The sequence below is a fragment of the Gudongella sp. DL1XJH-153 genome (assembly GCF_049310905.1).
Classification (GTDB): Bacteria; Bacillota; Clostridia; order Tissierellales; family Tissierellaceae; genus Gudongella.
On sequence record NZ_JBMEMN010000063.1, the window covers coordinates 1 to 2,503 of the forward strand.

A 2,503-nucleotide genomic window follows, 5' to 3' on the forward strand; every position below is an offset into this window, starting at 1 on the left:
TGTATTTGTCAATCGAAATCTGTACCATATTTTAATCGAAAACTGGTCCACTTAAGCGTAGTTTAATCACTTCTGTTCATCCATTCTTTTGTTTCTTTTATTCTGTAAGAGTCACCATTCATGTTTATCACATATGAGTTGTGTGTCATCCGGTCTATCAATGCTGCTGTTAGAACCGTATCGTTGAAAACTTCATTCCAGCGATCAAATGACAAATTCGTTGTTATTATCGTGGATTTTCTTTCTGCCCTTAAGGATAAAAAAGTGAACAAAAGCTCGCTTCCTTCCTTGTCAAATGATATATAACCGAGTTCATCTGCTATTATTAAGTCGTATTTCTCGAATTTCTTCTCAAGGGTGTATAGTTTCTTTTCACTCCTTGTCTCCTTGAGTTCATTTATCAATGAGGCCACTGTTGAAAAGTAGACCTTGTATCCCTTGTTGCAGGCTTCTATTCCTAGACCTATTGAAATATGCGTCTTCCCTGTTCCAGGGTTTCCTGCCAATATTATGTTCCTACCTTCTTCTATGAAGTTTAAGGTTTTCAGTTCTTTTATCTTTCGCCTGCCATCTTCAGGTAAGTACTCTACCCTCAATTCGTCCATATGCTTTTTGTAGGGGAACCTGGCATTTTTGATTCTATTCTTCCTGCCGTTTTCTTTCCTCATATCATAGGCTTCTGAAAATATGTCTAGCAAAAAGTCCTCATATGACTGGTCTTGGCGGTATGCTTCCTCTATCTTTTGTTTCAACCCTTGATTTATACCAGGAATCTTTAATTCTGATACATATCCCTTTATTTCCTGCAATGTCTCCTTCAATTTTCATACCTCCCCATTGATTCAAGATTGAAAAGATTGTTTAACTCTTGTATTTGCTTTGTGGATGATTCGAAAATCTCTACATCTTCACGCTTTATCCTTAAATCTTCTCTGGGGAGCTTGTAGATTATGTTTTTTATGTTATCTGTGGTTACCAGGCTTTCCTTAATGGTCTTGAGTTCCGTTATGGCAGATAGCACTGTATTTGTGTCTTTTTCTTTTATTAGCTCTAAAAGCTCTATGAAATCCCTTGGATTATTGGTATAATATCTTTGATATGTTTCTTGAAGCTCTGGACTTAGCTGGTGTCTGCCAACACTGGAATGCAATGCTCCGGGCTTCTTTTTTAATGTATGGATAAAATGATTGATATCAATTATCCATTTATGGTTTTGAAAGCTTCTTATGTGCTCCGCTATTTTTGACTCCTTGTAGTAGATCTTGATCTCTTCAGGGTATATTTTCACCTTTACAAATTTACCTACAAGGTAATCGGGAACTGAGTATTTATTCTGGTCAATGTTTATGACACTGTACTTATTAACTCTTGACTCTGTTCTCCTTGAAGAGTCATATGATGGCTTTAGGGGTAGCAGATAGGGTCTCTCTTTATCTAATACATCTTTTGGACTCTCATTGCCTAACCAATTCCTCTTCCTTCCGTTTAGCTTTCTAAGCTGTAGCTTTAGAAATTGGTTTGCTTCTTCCAGTGTATCGAATTCAGATTTACCTGAGAATACCTTTCTCCTTACAAATTCTATCCCTCGTTCCACATGCCCCTTTTCATTTCCTTTGGCCACATTGCAAAATCTGTACTTAAAACCATAGTACATGGATAGTTTGACTAAATCATCAGTTGCCTCTTTTTCATTTCTTCCTACAAATTTCTTCACTGCTTGCTTCATATTGTCATACACTACTTCCCTATGAATTCCTGCTGCCTCATTGAAAGACTTTACATGCAAATCAAGGAAGTTTTCCATTTTCTGATTATGGTAGAGATGGGCATTGTGGTGTGATCCCTTGGCAGTGGTCATAAGTCCCATTTGGAATGTTAGCATCTTTCCACCGATGGTTAATTTAACTTCACCCCAGTCAAACTCCATGGTTTCTCCCAATTGATACTCCTGTCTTACGTAGGCCTCCTTGGTATTATGGTTGTCTCGGATGTAGTTACAGACGGTTGTATATCCAATGTCATAGCCTTTTTCAAGAAGCTTTTCATGTATGTCGGTGTTTTTCATCAACTGCTTATGTCTTCCTAGGGCCCGATTATTTTCATTGCTTAGGAGCATGCTCTTAATTTCTTCAATTATGTCTTCTGTCAGCTTAAGCTTTGTTCTGCTACTGGTATCATATTTTGGCTTGGATGCAATTTCTTCTATCAGAAGGAGGATTTGCTCCCTGTGTTTTTCCTCATTATGGCCTAATTGATCCAACTCCTTAAACTTGGCATTCACTTCACCTATGTATTTTCTTACAGTTGTGCGCGAAATCTTCAAGTCATCACTGATTTTTCTCTGTGAGTCACCATCTCTAAAATGTCTCATTAGAATTTCTGCTTTCTGGTCCAATCTAATCAACCTCCATCCCCCCTAAAGTTCTCTTTAAAGGGTATTATATTTTATTGGTGGACCAGTTTTCAATTAATATGGTGGTACAGTTTTAAGTTAACACAAACA

The 2,503-nt window shown here is 37.4% G+C and carries 2 protein-coding genes; both read right to left on the minus strand.

The annotated features are described in order from the left end of the window. Positions 1-62 precede the first annotated feature (62 nt). Positions 63-821, minus strand: a complete 759-nt coding sequence (istB, locus tag ACOEN1_RS13295) for an IS21-like element helper ATPase IstB (protein ID WP_422487375.1) — start codon at positions 819-821, stop codon at positions 63-65. Beyond that, positions 818-2,395 (minus strand): IS21 family transposase, encoded by a 1,578-nt coding sequence (gene istA / locus ACOEN1_RS13300; protein WP_422487376.1) that lies wholly within the window; start codon positions 2,393-2,395, stop codon positions 818-820. The genes istB and istA overlap by 4 nt, the downstream gene beginning before the upstream one ends. Positions 2,396-2,503 lie beyond the last annotated feature (108 nt).